The sequence below is a fragment of the Meridianimaribacter flavus genome, assembly GCF_004366715.1.
Classification (GTDB): Bacteria; Bacteroidota; Bacteroidia; order Flavobacteriales; family Flavobacteriaceae; genus Gaetbulibacter_B; species Gaetbulibacter_B jejuensis.
Map to the genome: position 1 here is coordinate 40,965 of NZ_SOQZ01000007.1, position 17,533 is coordinate 58,497.

The 17,533-nt window shown below is 34.1% G+C and carries 15 protein-coding genes; 8 read left to right on the plus strand and 7 right to left on the minus strand.

Annotated elements, in window-relative coordinates; genetic code table 11:
- The first annotated feature begins 8 nt into the window (after positions 1-8).
- Positions 9-974: a YpdA family putative bacillithiol disulfide reductase gene (locus A8975_RS13190; protein WP_134201074.1), complete on the plus strand. Its 966-nt coding sequence runs from the start codon at positions 9-11 to the stop codon at positions 972-974.
- Positions 975-985: 11 nt separating this feature from the next.
- Here the strand turns inward: A8975_RS13190 and A8975_RS13195 are convergent, their stop codons facing one another.
- Positions 986-1,429: an Lrp/AsnC family transcriptional regulator gene (locus tag A8975_RS13195; protein ID WP_129761596.1), complete on the minus strand. Its 444-nt coding sequence runs from the start codon at positions 1,427-1,429 to the stop codon at positions 986-988.
- A 118-nt stretch (positions 1,430-1,547) separates the two neighbouring features.
- Here A8975_RS13195 and A8975_RS13200 point away from each other — a divergent pair, with 118 nt between their 5' ends.
- Positions 1,548-1,943 carry a hypothetical protein gene (locus tag A8975_RS13200; RefSeq protein ID WP_131507836.1) on the plus strand — a complete coding sequence of 132 codons (396 nt, stop codon included), beginning with the start codon at positions 1,548-1,550 and terminating at the stop codon, positions 1,941-1,943.
- Between the two features lie 89 nt (positions 1,944-2,032).
- Here A8975_RS13200 and A8975_RS13205 read toward each other — a convergent pair whose 3' ends face one another.
- Both A8975_RS13205 and A8975_RS13210 read right to left on the minus strand, forming a co-directional pair.
- Positions 2,033-3,196, minus strand: a complete 1,164-nt coding sequence (locus A8975_RS13205) for a toxin-antitoxin system YwqK family antitoxin (RefSeq protein WP_134201076.1) — start codon at positions 3,194-3,196, stop codon at positions 2,033-2,035.
- Between the two features lie 285 nt (positions 3,197-3,481).
- Positions 3,482-6,925 carry a methylmalonyl-CoA mutase family protein gene (locus A8975_RS13210; RefSeq protein ID WP_134201078.1) on the minus strand — a complete coding sequence of 1,148 codons (3,444 nt, stop codon included), beginning with the start codon at positions 6,923-6,925 and terminating at the stop codon, positions 3,482-3,484.
- A gap of 756 nt (positions 6,926-7,681) precedes the next feature.
- Between A8975_RS13210 and A8975_RS13215 the strand changes: the two genes are divergently transcribed.
- On the plus strand, positions 7,682-8,566 hold the full coding sequence (locus tag A8975_RS13215; RefSeq protein WP_243832988.1) for an OmpA family protein: 885 nt from the start codon (positions 7,682-7,684) through the stop codon (positions 8,564-8,566).
- A 31-nt stretch (positions 8,567-8,597) separates the two neighbouring features.
- On the opposite strand, the gene A8975_RS13220 is transcribed toward A8975_RS13215, so the two are convergent.
- A complete protein-coding gene (locus A8975_RS13220) occupies positions 8,598-9,728 on the minus strand; it encodes a TlpA family protein disulfide reductase (RefSeq protein WP_134201082.1) in 1,131 nt (376 codons plus the stop codon).
- A gap of 172 nt (positions 9,729-9,900) precedes the next feature.
- Here A8975_RS13220 and A8975_RS13225 point away from each other — a divergent pair, with 172 nt between their 5' ends.
- The gene (locus tag A8975_RS13225; protein ID WP_134201084.1) at positions 9,901-10,608 is read left to right on the plus strand and encodes a DUF4197 domain-containing protein; all 708 of its coding nucleotides are present in this window, start codon (positions 9,901-9,903) and stop codon (positions 10,606-10,608) included.
- A 16-nt stretch (positions 10,609-10,624) separates the two neighbouring features.
- Here the strand turns inward: A8975_RS13225 and A8975_RS13230 are convergent, their stop codons facing one another.
- Positions 10,625-11,131: a hypothetical protein gene (locus tag A8975_RS13230; protein WP_129761584.1), complete on the minus strand. Its 507-nt coding sequence runs from the start codon at positions 11,129-11,131 to the stop codon at positions 10,625-10,627.
- A gap of 256 nt (positions 11,132-11,387) precedes the next feature.
- Between A8975_RS13230 and A8975_RS13235 the strand changes: the two genes are divergently transcribed.
- The 4 genes from A8975_RS13235 to A8975_RS13250 all read left to right on the plus strand — a co-directional run bounded on the left by A8975_RS13235 (position 11,388) and on the right by A8975_RS13250 (position 15,921).
- A complete protein-coding gene (locus A8975_RS13235; RefSeq protein ID WP_129761583.1) occupies positions 11,388-11,564 on the plus strand; it encodes a Lacal_2735 family protein in 177 nt (58 codons plus the stop codon).
- 202 nt (positions 11,565-11,766) lie between these two features.
- On the plus strand, positions 11,767-14,166 hold the full coding sequence (locus A8975_RS13240) for a TonB-dependent receptor domain-containing protein (protein ID WP_134201086.1): 2,400 nt from the start codon (positions 11,767-11,769) through the stop codon (positions 14,164-14,166).
- A 10-nt stretch (positions 14,167-14,176) separates the two neighbouring features.
- Positions 14,177-15,535 (plus strand): hypothetical protein, encoded by a 1,359-nt coding sequence (locus A8975_RS13245; RefSeq protein ID WP_129761581.1) that lies wholly within the window; start codon positions 14,177-14,179, stop codon positions 15,533-15,535.
- Positions 15,536-15,693: 158 nt separating this feature from the next.
- Positions 15,694-15,921 carry a Lacal_2735 family protein gene (locus tag A8975_RS13250; RefSeq protein ID WP_129761580.1) on the plus strand — a complete coding sequence of 76 codons (228 nt, stop codon included), beginning with the start codon at positions 15,694-15,696 and terminating at the stop codon, positions 15,919-15,921.
- Here the strand turns inward: A8975_RS13250 and A8975_RS13255 are convergent.
- Together A8975_RS13255 and pyrF are read right to left on the minus strand one after the other, a co-directional pair.
- Complete coding sequence (locus A8975_RS13255; RefSeq protein WP_134201088.1) at positions 15,890-16,684, minus strand: ABC transporter substrate-binding protein; 795 nt, start codon at positions 16,682-16,684, stop codon at positions 15,890-15,892. The two genes, A8975_RS13250 and A8975_RS13255, sit on opposite strands and share 32 nt — an antisense overlap.
- A 33-nt stretch (positions 16,685-16,717) precedes the next feature.
- Entirely contained in the window at positions 16,718-17,530 is an 813-nt protein-coding gene (pyrF, locus tag A8975_RS13260; protein ID WP_134201090.1) for an orotidine-5'-phosphate decarboxylase, read from the minus strand.
- Positions 17,531-17,533 lie beyond the last annotated feature (3 nt).

Sequence of the window (17,533 nt, forward strand, 5' to 3'; positions counted from 1 at the left end):
CAATATTAATGACACAAACAGATATACTAATTATTGGAGCAGGTCCTATTGGAATTGCCTGCGCTTTGGAATGTGAAAAAAGAGGTTGGAATTATATCGTGCTCGAAAAAGGAGCACTCACCAACTCTTTGTTTAACTACCCTTTAAACATGACCTTTTTCTCCACTTCGGAGCGTTTGGAAATCGACAACATTCCATTTATAAGCAATAACCCAAAACCAAATAGAGACGAGGCCTTGGAATATTACCGTCGTGTAGCAACATCTAACACGCTCAACATAAACCTGTATGAAGAAGTAACAGCCATACAAAAGCAAAACAACCAATTTCAGGTTACCTCAAACAAAACCAACTACAGTGTAAAAAAAGTAGTGATCGCCACAGGGTTTTACGACATCCCAAAACTTTTAAATGTTCCTGGTGAGTCCTTACCTAAAGTGTCACATTACTACAAAGAAGCGCATCCTTTTAGTATGCAAGATGTTATTGTGGTTGGCGCTAGCAATTCTGCAGTTGATGCTGCACTTGAAATTTGGCGTAAAGGTGGAAACGTTACTATGGTAGTGCGTAAAGGAACTATTGGCGAACGTGTAAAATATTGGGTAAGACCTGATATCATTAACAGAATTGAAGAAGGTAGCATTAAAGCCTATTTTAATTCCGAAATCAAAGAAATTACACCACATCAGGTAATCATTTCCACACCTAAAGGCACTGAAACCATTGCTAACGACTATGTAGTGGCTCTCACAGGCTACCAACCTAACTTTCAGTTTTTAGAACAAGCAGGAGTTACCTTGTCTAATGATGGAAATTTCTTTCCGAAGTACAATCCTGACACCATGGAAAGCAACGTACAAGGACTCTACCTTGCAGGTGTAATTTGTGGAGGAACCGAAACCCACAAATGGTTTATTGAAAACTCAAGAGTACATGCTAAACTAATTGCTGAGCATATGGAAACTAACCTATAACGATAAGGCCATTACTTCAATGGCTTTATCGCTCCATTCTTTACCACTTGCGAAAGCACTATTTGCGTTTTGGTTTCTCCATATATAATCAACTGGTCAATAAAGGTTTCTAAGTGCTTTTGGTTTTTAAGGACCACTTCCATTACAATATTTTCGTTTCCTGTAATACGATAGCAGTTCAACACCTCATCATAGGTTTTTACCTTCTCAAAAAAAGGCTTTAGCTTTCCCATAAAAGCGCGTAAGGTAATAATAGCCTTTAATTGATAACCTGCTTCAAAATAAGAAACTGATGTGTAATAGTCTTCAATAATACCTGCATCTTCCATCTTTTTTATACGTTCCGAAACTGCTGGCGAAGTAATACCAACTTGCCTACCAATTTCAGCGTTAGACTGTCTTGCATTGTCCTGCAAACACTTTAAAATCTTCCAGTTTAATCTATCTATACTCATTTAAAGAGAAATTAAAAAATAACTTAATATTTAAAGCAAATATAACATATTGCTTTAATATCAAAAGTAGAATCTCATTTCTTGTGCTTAATTTTGATATAAATTGCTATTACATACTATGTTACCTCATTTACCATCTCATCTATCAGAATTGCCTATATATCAAAAGGCTATGGATATTTTTGTACTGTCTAGAAGCATCTCTACCTACTTAAACCACGATTTGTCATATTTGCATAAAGATGGTTCAGAAAACGAACACATCTACTTCTCTGGAGACATCGTACAACAGTCTATTTCTTTAGCACCTGAAATCGCTAAAGCCGAACAAGAACGTCACACAGATAAAAAACACAAACACATGGCATCGGTAAGACAGCTTACCAACCGTTTGTACAGCAACTGTCGTCGTTTGGAAAAATGCAACAGTAACGGTAAAGATTACATTCCGTTATTAAGACGCGAGCTTAAAACCTTTAAAAAGCTTCAACATACTTGGATGCTGACGTTGTAATTAGGTGTTTAACAATCGATAAGAACAAACGATTACGTATCTAATATTTAGTTTTAGAACTCTGAGTTTAAGAGAGTGCTAATAACTCATTATTTTTGTTCTAAACCATCTACAAATGTTTTTGTTTCGGTTAGTTTACCGTTTTCATCATAATAATTTACAGTACCATTACCATGTACCAAGGTGCCTTTGTCTAGTTTATTGCCTTTATTATCATAACAAGAAATAATATCCATAAACTTACCATCATCCCATAGTCTTATTTGGTAAAGAGCATTGTTTCTATGATAAATTTTCCACTCTCCTGTGGCTTTACCGTTAGTAAAATTCCCAAATTCCTGTAACTGCCCATTATCGTGATAATGTTTCCATTCGCCATCTTTTTTATAATTTTCACGTATTCCGACAGCTGATAATTGGCCATTTTCATGATAGGACTTCCACACTCCTTGTGATCCTTCAGCGTCAAAAGTTCCTTTTTCAGATAATTGACCATTGTCATAGTAGAATTTCCATTCACCTATTTTTTTACCATTTTCTATATATCCTATTTTAGATAATTGACCGTTTTCATGGTAGGACTTCCACACTCCTTGTGATCCTTCAGCCTCAAAAGTTCCTATTTCAGATAATTTGCCATTGTCATAATAATATTTCCATTCACCTATTTTTTTACCATTTTCTGTATATCCTATTTCAGATAATTGACCGTTTTCATGGTAGAACTTCCACAGACCTTCATGTTCACCAGCTTCAAAAACTCCTACCTCAGCTAACTGACCATTTTCATGATATACTTTCCATTCCCCTACCTGAACATTATTTTCAAAGGTTCCTACGGTAGACAATTTACCATTCTCATGGTATTTTTTATATACACCATCTAGTTGTTTATTAGCATTATATAGTACTACTTTTTCTAATTGACCTGTTTCATAATAATACTTCCATTCACCTATTTCAATGCCATTTTCAAAATAACCTTCACCAGATAATTTACCACTTTCTGTATAGCTTTTCCACACACCAACAGTATTACCGTTTTCAAACTTTCCTGCCAATGCTAATTTTCCATTCTCATGATAAAATTTCCATTCGCCAACGCGTTTATCATCCTTATAGTAACCCGTTCTAGCTACTGTTCCATCATCATAATATTCCTTGTGCGGTTCTTGAGCATAAAAAACATGAGTAGTAACTACAAGCATTAATAAAAATAATAAGGACTGTTTTTTGTTGTATAAGTATTTCATAGGGTTTGTTTTGGGTTAACAATTGTACATTCAAAAAAAATCTAATATATAGCAAATGAATTAGTTATTTAGTAAATTTCTTACAAAATCAAATTATTTTTTGGTCAGTAAGGTGTATATGGATGTTAATAGCTTTATGCAAGATTAAGTAGTTATATAAATTACTCGTGTAGCAAATTAAAAACTCCAACATAAATTTACAAACAACCCTTTATGTTAGGTTAATTCCATAAAAAATCCCGAGCAAACACTCGGGATTCTTATATCTTAAGGTGTAAAAATACACTACATATTACGTCTATACTGTCCGCCTACTTCAAATAAAGCTTCAGTAATTTGTCCTAAAGAACACACTTTACAAACGTCCATTAAGGCTTCAAAAATGTTTTCGTTATTAATCGCTTTATGCTGAAGCGCTTTTAGCAATGCCTTGGTATCATTACTCTTATGTAGGTTCTCAAGGGTTTGTATTTGGTATTGCTTCTCCTCTTCTGTAGCTCTTATAACTTCAGCAGGTTGTACCGTTGGCGACCCTTTACTACTCAAGAAGGTGTTTACACCAATAATTGGAAAATCACCATTGTGCTTTAAAGTCTCATAATACAAGCTTTCCTCCTGAATTTTACTACGTTGGTACATAGTTTCCATAGCGCCAAGTACACCACCACGTTCTGTAATTCTATCAAACTCTAGTAATACCGCTTCTTCTACCAAATCGGTAAGCTCTTCTATAATAAACGACCCTTGTATTGGGTTTTCGTTTTTAGCAAGCCCTAACTCCTTATTAATAATCAACTGAATAGCCATTGCTCTACGCACACTCTCTTCGGTTGGCGTAGTAATTGCTTCGTCATAAGCATTTGTGTGCAACGAGTTACAGTTATCATAAATAGCATACAAGGCTTGAAGTGTCGTACGAATATCGTTAAAGTCAATTTCTTGAGCATGCAAACTACGACCTGAAGTTTGTATATGGTATTTCAACATCTGTGCTCTTGGGTTGGCACCATACTTATGCTTTAAGGCTTTTGCCCAAATTTTACGCGCCACACGACCAATAACAGCATATTCAGGATCAATACCATTAGAGAAAAAGAATGATAAGTTTGGACCAAACTTATTAATATCCATACCTCTACTTAAGTAATATTCTACATAAGTGAAACCATTAGATAATGTCAATGCCAATTGCGTAATAGGGTTGGCTCCTGCTTCTGCAATATGATATCCAGAAATAGACACCGAATAGAAGTTACGCACATTATTTTCAATAAAGTACTCTTGTACGTCTCCCATTAAACGCAGTGCAAATTCCGTAGAGAAAATACACGTATTTTGCGCTTGATCTTCTTTTAAAATATCAGCTTGTACAGTACCACGAACTTGTGCAATGGTACGTGTTTTTATATCATGGTAAACATCCTGTGGCAATACTTGATCACCAGTAACGCCTAATAAAAACAAGCCTAAACCATCATTACCTTCTGGTAGCTCACCATTATATTTAGGACGCTCTACGCCTTTTTCCTTATATATTTTGGCAATCTTTGCTTCAACCTCTTTCTCTAAACCGTTTTCTTTGATATAAAGCTCACATTGTTGGTCTATGGCAGCATTCATAAAGAACCCTAACAACATTGGCGCAGGACCATTAATAGTCATACTTACCGAAGTCATCACATCAGCTAGGTTAAAACCAGAGTAGAGTTTTTTTGCATCGTCTAAACAGCAAATAGATACACCTGCGTTTCCTATTTTACCATAAATATCAGGACGTAAGTCTGGATCGTTACCATAAAGCGTAACACTATCAAAAGCTGTTGATAGTCGTTTAGCTGGCATACCTTGACTTACATAATGAAAACGTTTGTTGGTACGCTCTGGACCACCTTCTCCTGCAAACATACGCGCAGGATCTTCTCCTGTTCGTTTAAAAGGATACAATCCTGATGTATACGGAAATTCTCCAGGTACATTCTCTTGAAGTGTCCATCGTAAAATATCGCCCCAAGCTTGATACTTTGGTAAAGCAACTTTTGGAATTTGTGTATGTGATAAAGACTCGGTATGCGTGTCTATTTTAATTTCTTTGTCTCTTACTTTAAATGTGTAAACAGGGTTTTTGTATTTATTGACCTTCTCATTCCAACCTATTACAACTTCCCAGTTGTAAGGATCTAAATTCATTTTCACACGGTCAAACTCTTTGATTAATAGATCTAAAAACGCTTTATCGTTATCACTCTTAACCAATTCAAGAATCTCATCTTGATTAATGCCTTTGTTATCTAAAAATGCGTATTCCTTTTCGTTTGAAATTCCTGCAACCGAACCAATAGTTTTATAAATACCATATAGTTTTTGAGCTACCTCAACTTGCTCGTTAGCTGTTTTATCATACGCACGATTGTTTTCTGCTATCTCTGATAAGTAACGTGTTCTGTTTGGTGGAATTACAAAGATTTTCTCACTCATTTCTTTTGAAATTTCAAAAGTTGAGTTCAGGTCAGCATCAGTTTTTTCAACCACCTTATCCATTATCGCTTTGTAAAGCGTGTTCATTCCTGGATCGTTAAACTGCGAAGCAATTGTTCCAAAAACAGGTAAATCATCTTGATTGGTATCCCACAATTGGTGGTTACGCATGTACTGTTTTTTCACATCACGAAGCGCATCCAATGCACCACGCTTATCAAATTTGTTAATCGCAACCAAGTCAGCAAAGTCTAACATATCAATTTTTTCCAGCTGTGTTGCTGCACCAAATTCTGGTGTCATCACATACAAGGACACATCGCTATGCTCTAAAATTTCGGTATCACTTTGCCCAATACCAGACGTTTCTAAAATAATGATATCGTAGTGCGCTGCTTTTAATACTTCAACAGCTTCGTTTACATATTTTGACAAGGCTAAATTAGATTGACGCGTTGCCAAACTACGCATGTATACACGTGGTGAATTAATAGCATTCATACGAATTCTATCACCTAAAAGTGCACCACCTGTTTTACGTTTTGACGGATCAACCGAAACAATGCCAATAGTTTTTTCTGGGAAGTCAATTAAAAAACGACGCACCAACTCATCTACCAAACTAGATTTTCCGGCACCACCAGTTCCTGTAATTCCTAATACAGGCGTTTTAGACGTTTTATTTTTCTCATGAATTTCGTCTAAAGCTCCTTTAGCAACTTCTGGGAAGTTTTCAGCAGACGAAATAACACGTGCAATAGCTTTTGGGTTTTTCTCTTCTAAAGTCGCTACTTCACCATTTAGTTGGTCACCAATAGCAAAATCTGATTGCTGTACCAAATCGTTAATCATCCCTTGAAGTCCCATTTCACGACCATCATCAGGCGAATAGATTCTAGCAATCCCGTAATCCATTAACTCTTTAATCTCTGAAGGAAGGATTACTCCTCCTCCACCTCCAAAGATTTTAATATGTCCTGCTCCTCGCTCTTTAAGCAAGTCATACATATATTTAAAATATTCATTGTGACCTCCTTGGTAGGAAGTTAAACAAATAGCATTGGCGTCTTCTTGAATAGCTGTATTTACTACTTCTTCAACACTTCTGTCATGTCCAAGATGAATAACCTCAACACCTGTAGATTGGATAATACGACGCATGATATTTATTGAGGCATCATGTCCATCAAATAAAGAGGCTGCTGTGACAATACGTACTTTATACTTTGGTTTATATGGCGGAATTTGTTTCATTGACAAAAAATCTAATTATAAGAGGCACAAATTTACGGAATATTCAAAAAAATACTCGATTTATACCAAAATATCTAATACAAAAATTGAGAGTAGGTATATAATCATCAATAGCATCTAGAAAATGAATTAAGAGGCCTTATTAAAGTCTTCGTTCTAAAAAATCATCAAATCACTTATCACATCAAAGCAACAAACCTCTAACTCTATAAATTATAACCTTTTACAATTACACTCCACTTAAAGCTAGAGTCTAGTGCGAATTTTAATACAAAAGCAACCTATTGATTTACAATTGCATAAAAAACATTTTTTAACACTTCCGACTATTTTTTTAATTAAAAACCATCAAAAGCAAACATTTATTAAATTTTATTAAACAATTTAACACTAAATATGAGAAACAATCAATTCAATAGTTGTAAAAATAGATAATTAGTGATTTAAAAAAGTGACGCATCAGTTATTTATGGGTCTAATGAATGCGGTCATTAAAAAAACCGTAAAAATTAAACTATAACCATTAACTAATTTTTATTCTATGAAACAAAAATTATTATTAGGCTTATTCCTTTTAGCAGGTATAAGTTTTTCTCAGGCTCAAGCCTACCGGAAAATCCTGAACCAGGTAAATGCTACGTTAAGTGTATCACTAAGGACGAATTTAAAGAAGTAGAAGAAACGCTACAAGTTTATCCTGCTTACACTACATTACAAGTTGTTCCAGCTGTTTACAAAACTGTTGAAGAAACTGTATTGGTTAAAGAAGCATCAAAAAAGTATGTTTACACACCAGCAGTTTATGAAACCGTTGAAGTTCCTTATGTAAAAAAGGAAGGAAGAACTGACTTAAGAGTTGTACCAGCAACCTTTGGAAAAGACTCTAACACATATGAGGTTTACCCAAAAACTTCAGGATGGGAATACAAAATACTAGAGGATTGCCCTTCAGTTAACAAAGAAGACTGTGTTGCTGCTTGTTTTGTGGAGTATCCTGCACAATTTAGAGATGTGCCTTTCACTACTTTAGCTAGTGACGCAACTACTAACGGAATTCCTGTTGATGAGCAATCAACAACTTACAAAAAGCGTGTGATTAAGACTCCTGCAAGAATGGACGAAATTGAAATTCCTGCGGAATATACTACTATTACACGTCAAGTAGTTGAAACTCCTGCTACAACAACTAGCGTAACTGTGCCTGCTAAATACGAAACAGTAACCAGAACAGTTTTAGCTAAAAAAGGTGGTATTACAACTTGGGAAGAAGTTGAATGTGAATTATTAAATCCAACTGTTTTACCAATATTTTATGAACTTGCAAGTGCTCGTTTAACACCAGCATCTAAAAAAGTAATAGACGAAACATTATTACCATTACTAAACGACTCTAACGTAAGCATAGAAATTATGTCTCACACTGACTCTAGAGGTAACGATGACTACAACAGATCTTTATCACAGCAACGTGCAAACTCTGTAGTAAACTATTTAGTATCTAAGGGTGTTTCTAGAAGCCGATTAACAGCAAGAGGTTTTGGAGAGTCTAGACTTACTAACCGTTGTTCTAATGGTGTTGATTGTTCAGAAGCTGAACACCAAAGAAATAGACGTACTGAGTTTAGAGTAATTAACAACTAATTTCTTTTTTATAGAAACAAAAAAAGCTCCTTTAAGGAGCTTTTTTTGTTAGCGTATATAACTTATAACTAGTTGTTTTTGCTTCAGCTTTAATCCCGTAATTATCCAATAGATCCGATTGCATCAAATCATAAAACTTGTAATGAATAGACCAATCGTGCTCAGCAGTATCAGTAATATCTTGAACCGTTACAACTGGCTTCTCTAAAACTTGTGATAGTTGGTACAACACCTCCTTAAAAGTTACATTATCTGCCTGTATTTGATACTCATCGATTAAATATTTAGCTGTATCTCTTCCCCAATCTATCTGATTTGTATCCCAAAACGTGATACTCTCAATATCAAAAACCATTGCTTCCCCTTTTACTTCGGAATGGTACATCTCTAGTTTTAAAGCATCAATAATTTCAGCTGTATGGTTACCATAAGGATTGTTGCTTTTTGAAATACACATATGATATTGCTGGTCTAAATCGTCAGACAACTTCACTTGGCTTTTATAAACCTTTAGGTTGTAAGCCAGAATATCTTTAACACTCCCCTTAAATTCAACATAATTTGAACGTTCTTGAATTTGTAAAAAATCGAAAGATTCCTTTTTTAATGTTTTAATTTCAAAAGCTGATTTGGGCTGGTAAACAGTCTCAATATTTTCAGTCTTTGCACCTTTATCCTTAAAGAACTTGTCCACATGCTTCTTCTTTGTGTTACTGCGTAAAAATCGTGCTAAATCTGACGCTTTAAAATCAGTAGGACTACCCTCCCACAAAACATCTCCATCAGCATTCATAAGAATTCCATGAGGCAATAGTCTTATATTATGCTTATTAAATGTTTCACCTTCATAATCCACAAAAACCGCTAAATCTGTAGGGCGTTTTTTCAAATATTTTCTAACCAATTCAGGGTTTTCCTGCGAAATTGAAACCACATAAAAATCATTAGGATATTGTTTTTGAAGCACACCTAAATATTCTTTGGCATACACACATGGTCCACACCAAGTAGCCCAAAAATCAATAAAATACAACGCATTTTCAGAGTTGTTTGCAGACTTAGAGACTTGAACCTTTTCAGAAACATTTATTTGTCCCAACGCCATAACTGGCAATACAATAAATGCAATTAAAAAATTCTTAAGTAAATAATCAATTTTCATAATAAATAACAATATAACACTAGTGTCATAACAACTATTGTGCTAAAATAGTGTTTTAATTATATTTTTTAATTTTAATTGAATGACTACTAAATAATTGGTGTGTTAATATTTTCAATAATACTTGTATTATAAAAAACTGCTTTTGTAAATTTGACCAAAAATCATACCTATGAAAAAGTCACTTTTTATTTTACTTGCAATTTTTACTCTTAACTCTTGTGCCGAATTACAAAACGTAATTGACCAACTTCCTCAAGATGGTAGTGTACTTAGCAATGCTGATATAGCTTCTGGTTTACGTGAGGCACTTGACCAAGGAATAGACAAACAGGTTAGCAAGCTGACACAAAAGGATGGTTTTTTCAAGAATGAATTGGTAAAAATTGTATTACCTGAAGAACTTCAAAAAGTAGATAAAGCTTTACGCGATATAGGTTTAGACAACCTTGCAGATGAAGGTTTAAAGGTTTTGAATAGAGCTGCTGAAGATGCGGTTAGCGAAGCAACTCCTATTTTTGTGAGTGCAGTTAAAGACATCACCTTTAATGACGCTAAAAACATTTTACTTGGTAATGACGATGCTGCTACTCAATATCTAACAGGCAAAACCCAAACTGCATTGTACGACAAGTTTCACCCTGTAATTAATAATTCGTTTACTAAAGTTGGTGCTGACCAAATTTGGGCAAATCTTATTAATAAATACAACAGCATTCCTTTTACTAATAACGTAAACCCTGATTTAACTGATTATGTTACAGGCGAAGCACTAAAAGGTGTTTACACAATGATTGCTGTTGAGGAAAAAGAAATCAGAAATAAAGTGTCATCACGTACTACTGATTTGCTTAAAAAAGTATTCGCTTTACAAGACTAAGCAATTCTTAAAGCACTTATTTTACCTTTTTATACAAACCATCAAAAGCAACGGTTACTGAATTGTCATTGGTAATAGTTTCCCATAATTGCCTAACGGTTCCGTCGTCATTAGCAGTCCAAGTCACACGATGGTAATAAGGTTGACCAGCTTTGTTTGTAGCAACATCCGATTTTAAAATCATTTGATTTCCTACCCTATTCCCTTTTAAGTGCAAACTCTGTCCTTGGTTATCAATCCAAAGTTGTTCCCATTGTTTGGTTGTAGTGTTATAAAAGTTATTGCTAGTACCTGTATACCCTTTTGTTGCACTTGTCCAGTTTTCTCGTAAAATACAATTGTCTTGTATTTTATCTATAACATTTGTGCCTGCAGGTGTTCCATCAGGTTTTATCACTTCCCAATTACCAATCCAAAAATCAAACTCTGTATGCTTTTCGGTACAGCAATTACACGCATTGTTTTGTGCGTTTATATAAACCGGAGAAAAGACAAGTATTAAAAAAAGCAGTAGTTGTTTCATAGTGAGAGTTTTAGTTCTTTTAAATTTATTAAATGATTCTTAATCCAAACCTAATATTAACATAACATTAGTCTTTAGATTAAGCCGCATCTTTGCAGTGTTAGCAAAAGAGAATATCCTTCACTAAAATTAAATTAGAAAAGTTAGTTTGAAAAATCGACCTGCTCCTAGGGTCGATTTTTTTATTAACAATTTTAAGTTTTAAGTTGCCGAATAATTTTTTTTTGAATATATTTAACACTCTAAAGCTGTAGGAATGAAAGATTTATCCAAAATAAAAAAGCACCAGCTAAAGTTGCAAATTCGCTACAAGCAACTTATTGAACAAGCCTACAATTTACGTCAAACAGATTCTGCAACCAGTGACATTTCTGAATATAGAGCTATAAAATTACTTGATAAGCTCAATAAGTTGAAATATTTAAACAGATAATTCACTCCCACTTTTTACTATACTTATAAAAACATTAATTTTATAAGAACTCACTATTTTATACTATCTATAATTAACAAATCAACTAATAAATAGTTAAAAAAATTACAGATACAAAAATCAATTATTATTTTTAGTTTTTATTTGGATTAATTCTAAATAGACTTAACTTTGCAGCGTTTTAACGCCTCAAACATAATAAATGACTCGTTTTTTTAGCTTTGTTTTCTTTTTATTTTCTGCTCTAGCATACTCTCAAACCAGTACTATTACAGGCACAATAACTTTAAAAAATGGCGCTCCAGTAATTAATGCACATGTATATATAAAACAACTCAATAAGTTTAGCACCACAAATGATAATGGAGTTTTTGAATTTAGAAAAGTTCCTTATGGAGTTCATAAAATAGAAGTAACATCAATAGAGATTACTGACACAACATTTACAATTGAAGTAAACACCAAAAATAAAACTGTAAATTATACTGTAGAGTCAAGTAAAGACGTAGAACTTTCAGAAGTTCTAGTTGTTGGTAAATCCAAAGAAAAAATTGTTGAGACGCAAGGATTTGCTGTTGACGTAATTAAAACTAAAGAAGCTGGTATTAGAAACATACAAACAAACGAGCTTCTTAATCAAACTGTAGGTGTTAGAATACGACAAAATGGAGGTTTAGGTTCTGCTGTTAACTACAATATAAATGGATTGTCAGGTAATGCTGTACGCATATTTATTGATGGCATCCCAATTTCCACTTATGGCTCTTCTTTCAATTTAAACAGCATCCCTCCTTCAATGATTGAGAGAATTGAAGTTTACAAAGGTGTTGTTCCTGGGCATTTATCAAATGATGCTCTAGGAGGAGCTATTAATGTTGTACTAAAAGAGGATGCCAAAAACAGCTTTACGGCATCCGCTTCTTACGGTTCATTTAATACCTCTCAATTAAATTTTAATGGGCTTTACCGTTTTAAAAATTCAGGCTTTACTATCAAAGCTTCTGGGTTTTTTAATTATTCAGATAATGATTATGAAGTTTGGGGATCAAATGTATACAACATACAACCCAATGGACAATTACAGTATGTTCGTGCCAAACGTTTTAATGATGCCTTTAGATCTTATGGCGGAATTATTGAAGCAGGTTTTACTGATGTTAAATGGGCTGATAAATTCTTAATTGGTTTTACAGGTTCAGACTCTTACAACGAAATACAACATGGTGCTTTTATGACCATTCCTTACAAAGGTCGTTTTACTGAAGCTGATGCAAGCATCGTAAGCTTAACATATTCTAAAAAAGACATCTTAACTAAAGGCTTAGACTTCAACTTACATGGACTTTATGGAGAACGAAATCGAGTAATCAACGATACCGTAAAATGGAACTATAATTGGTATGGCGAAAAAAGCTTAGACCTGAATGGTCAACCTATTTTAAGACCTCAAGGCGCTCAACAAGGCGAGCCAACTATTGCAAACATTAATCGAAAGGTTTCCTCTATACGAATTGGTCTTTCCTATAGTTTAAATAAAAACCATAAGTTTTTATTAAACCACCTATTCTCAGCTGTAGATAGAAAGGATGATGATGAAATACGCTCTGTTCTAGAAAGAAGGTTTATGGGTACTCGTTATTTACACAAAAATATAACCTCATTGAGTTATGAACTTAATGCATTCAACAACAAGCTAAAAGCTTCTGTTTTTGGAAAAAACTATCAACAACATATTGAAAGAACAAACCCAACGGTTGAAACTATTGATGACGAACCAACTTATGTTGAAGATGTTGTAAGTAACAACACCAGCATTCAAGGTTATGGTGTCGCTACATCCTACCAAATATCACCTTTAATTACAGTTTTAGCTTCAGCAGAAAAGGCTGTACGACTCCCAACCGAAAACGAAGTATTTGGTGATGCTGGAGATAACATTATTGAAAACCCAAACATAAGACCTGAAACAAGCAACAATATTAACTTAGGCTTAAAACTTGGGACATTCACCATAAAAAAACACGACTTATCATTAGCTACCAATTTATTTTACAGAAACATTAAAGATAGAATTGGCACACAAGTACAAACATCATTAAATAGCAATGTTCAAGTTTTACCTTTTGAAAATCAAGGTGATGTTATTTCAAAAGGAATAGATGCCGAGTTAAACTATACATACAACAACAATTTAAGAATAGTACTAAACGCTTCAAAATTAGACCTTACTTATAAGAATCAATTTAACGAACGAAAAGTACCAAACGAGCCAACATTTACAATTAACACAAACGCTCAGTACCAATTTAAAAACATTCTTCAAGAAAAAGCTGAGCTAAACCTGTTTTATAATTTCATGTTTGTTGACACCTTTAATTACTTGCTAGAACCTTACGGAAACAACGCTGGAACAGATTTTTTTGATGTTCCTCAACAGTTTATTCATGATGCAGGAGTAAGCTATATGTTTCCAAGTAAAAAGGTAGTATTAAGCTTAGACATGAAAAACATATTCAACAAAAGAGCTTTTGACAATTTTGCAGTTCAAAAACCAGGAAGAGCCTTTTACATAAAATTAAATTATACAATCAATAACCTTTAATATATATACAATGAAAAGAAATAGTTTTAAACTTTTAACTTTTGCAGTAGCATTAAGTACGTTATTTTTCACAACTAGCTGTAGTAGTGACGATGATAATGGTGGTACTCCAGATGGTTCAGGCCAAACTGAAGACAGATGGATTACTGTTGCTGGAGCCATAATGGGAACAGATGATGGAACTCCAGGAGATGGTAATGGAGGTACTTTGGTATACTCTATAAGCAAACAAGATGCACAAGACCCAAATAAAACATTTGATGTTTTTGAAAACGGATATTTAGTTCAATCTGCTAGAACTGCACGTTTACAATCTTCAGTTGATGGTTCTACTTTTTTCAATATTGCTTATGGTGGTAGCAATGGTGGTGAGTTCCAAAAATATGTTGTTGGTGGCGGACAAGACTTTAGTCCTATTGGTGGTACTGTAAATATTTCACAATATGCAGGGACAAACCCAAGATGGGCAAAACTTTTTGATGGAGATCAAACAGGTGTTGCTGTTAATGTTACTTCACCACAGGTAAATTCAGACAATGATGGTAACTACCTATACACAAGAGGTACTGCAACTGTATTATCTTTAGATCTAGTTAACGCTTTAATCTCTGAAACTAAATCTTATGAAATTCCTCTTTCTGCGGAAGAAGAAGCTTTAGGTCATTACATTTTTAGATTAGATTCACCAGTATTAAATGCAGCAGGCGACAAATTGATTATTGGTACTTGGATGCGTAAAACTAATCCTGAAACAGGAAATAGCGAATCAGATTATGAACGTTTAGGCTCTAAGTCAATTGTTGTTGATTATCCTTCTTTAGACAACCCAACAATTATTACTTCTACTGTAGGTTATGGAGATACTAGTGGGTACAGAAGTTTTAATGCTTTTGTTGCTGAAGATGGAAACGTTTACCAAGCGACTCAAAGAGATTCTGGAGGTTCTCACATTTTAAAAATAAACCAAAACAATGAGTATGATAACACATTTGTTTTCAGTCTTGACGCTGCTTTAGGTGTAACTGGATCATATATTCAAAACTGGAGATATGCTGGAAATGGAATTGCTTTTGTTCATTATACTCATGATGGAGCACAAACATCATCACTTTCAAATCAACAACAAAGCTATTTAGCTCGTGTAGATTTGAACTCTGCAACCGCTCAACAAGTAGATTTACCTTACCATGTAGACTTATACGCTTTTCAATATCAAGGTTTTGTAGTTGATGGTAATGATGTGTATGTAACAGTTGCTCCTGTAGGTCAAGATGGAAACATCTACATCATCAATAGCATTACTGGTGAAGTAACTGAAGGCGCAAAACTAATTAACAAACCAGGAAATCACTTTATTGGTGCTTTCTAAAATTATTGCTTTTTAGCCTTAAAAAAATCCGTAGATGAATTTCTCTACGGATTTTTTTATTCAATAATTTTTCGCTCTTAATTTATATTTCACAATTATTTAACCTTTACCGCTAGTCTAAAAGGTTCATTGACTCGTATTTATATAAAAACAAGTTTATGAACACACATTTTTGTAAAGTAGGAAGAATTAGACCAAACCTTGGGAAGGTTTTGAATCTAAAAGAATTAGAAAGTACGTATTTAAACTTTATTGAGGAAGCGTATAACGTTACCCAAACCGACTCTGGTTTGAGCGACTTTTTATACCATGAAGCTTCTAAACTCAAAAAAAGAATATTGAGCTTAAAACGTTCTAATTCAAATACTCTTGATGCAGCTTTTTAAAGTAATCAAAAGCTTTAATGAGTCTTGAACCATACCACGAAAACAGTTCACCATCTACCAAAATCACTTTAATATTTGGGTACGATGCTTGGATAGCTATGGCATCACTTTCCTTAAAAGGATAAGGCTCTGTAGATAAAAAAACATATTCTGCATCCTTAAACTTTTCATCTTTCAAATCCACTTCAGGATAACGCTGTAACGCGCCAAAAACATTCTCAAAATTATTTATTGAAAGCATATAATCAATAAACGTTTGTTGTGCAGCCACCATCCAAGGGTTTTTCCAAATTAAATAAGCAACTTTAGGTTTAGGTTTATTATCTATAGTTTTTAAAAAATCTGCTTTTTTTGCAGTTATCGTTTTAACCAATTCTTGTGCTTTTTGTTCTACAGCAAACAATTCACCATACATTGTAATTAGCGCTAAGCAATCATCAATGGTGTAAATATCACTTATGTGCACTTGAGCAACTATAGAACAGTTCTCAACAATATCTTGGGTATTTTCTTCCTTGTTACAAAGAATTATATCTGGTTGAAGCGCTTCTATTTTATCAATATGAACTTGTTTTGTTCCTCCTACTACAGCAACATTAGTCCTTATATGCTGAGGATGCACGCAAAACTTAGTAACACCTACAAGAGATGCTTCCAACCCTAAATCGCAAATTAACTCTGTAAGACTTGGCACCAAAGAAACTATTCGCTTTGGTGTTGTTGTAAACTGAAATGTTCTATTGAGTTGGTCTTTATACATCATGATAAGATACTTAAATTAGAAATAAGTTAACTTCTAATTTAAGATACTCTCCATTTGTTCTTGAAGTTCTTTAGCTTTTGCAGCAGAAGCCTGGGCAAAATCTTCTCCATTAGACGCATATATAATCCCTCGTGAAGAGTTTATAAGCAAACCTACATTGTTGGTCATTCCGTAGTTACAAACCTCTTGCAAGCTTCCGCCTTGAGCACCAACTCCTGGCACTAAAAGAAAACTCTCAGGAATAATCTTGCGTATTTCAGCTAGATATTCAGCTTTTGTAGCACCAACCACATACATTAAGTTTTGGGAATTATTCCAAGTTTTTGAGGTTTCTAAAACGTGTTTGTACAACTCAACCTCATCAATCTTTTTGGTTTGAAAATCAAAAGCACCTGCATTAGAAGTTAACGCCAAAAGTATAGTGTGTTTATTTTCAAAAGCTAAAAATGGCTCTACAGAATCCTTTCCCATGTAAGGTGCTACGGTTACACTATCAAAAGCAAGGTCTTCAAAAAAAGCTTTAGCATACATGGTACTTGTGTTACCAATATCACCACGTTTTGCATCAGCAATAGTAAAGATTTCAGGATGCTTTACGTTAAGATACATTATGGTTTTTTCAAGCGCTTTCCAACCTTTAAGTCCATAAGCTTCATAAAATGCTGTATTGGGTTTATAGGCAACACACAAATGGTGTGTAGCGTCAATAATGGCTTTATTGAATGCAAAAATAGGATCTTCCTCTTGTAGTAAGTGTTGTGGTATTTTGTTTAAATCAACATCTAATCCTATACATAAAAAGGATTTCTTTTTTTTGATTTGCTCAGTGAGTTGGTGTGTTGTCATTAT